The organism is Snodgrassella sp. W8158 (assembly GCF_016100435.1).
GTDB classification, from domain to species: domain Bacteria; phylum Pseudomonadota; class Gammaproteobacteria; order Burkholderiales; family Neisseriaceae; genus Snodgrassella; species Snodgrassella alvi.
Genome location: NZ_JACFSM010000017.1, coordinates 1 through 371 on the forward strand (window position 1 = coordinate 1; position 371 = coordinate 371).

The 371-nt window shown below is 43.4% G+C and carries 1 protein-coding gene; it reads right to left on the minus strand.

What is annotated here, in order from left to right:
* The coding region (locus H3V11_RS11720) for a tetratricopeptide repeat protein (RefSeq protein WP_198210511.1) at positions 1–371 on the minus strand (371 nt) is incomplete at both ends.

Here is a 371-nt window from a genome sequence, read left to right on the forward strand (position 1 = left end):
CCTAAATTACACTGAGCATTTGCATGTCCCTGTGCTGCTGCAGCTGAATAATACTCTGCTGCCTTTTCATAATTCTGCTCTACACTATCGCCCGTTTCATAGCATACACCCAAATTAAATTGGGCAGCAGCATCTCCCTGTGCAGCTGCAGCCAAATAATACTCAACCGCCTTTTCATAATTCTGCTCAACACCATCACCATTTTCATACAATCTACCTAAATTACATTGGGCAACAGCATCTCCCTGTTCAGCTGCTGCTGAATAATATTCAACTGCCTTTTCATAGCTCTGATCTACACCCTCGCCATTTTCATACAATACACCTAAATTACACTGAGCATTTGCATGTCCCTGTGCTGCTGCAGCTGA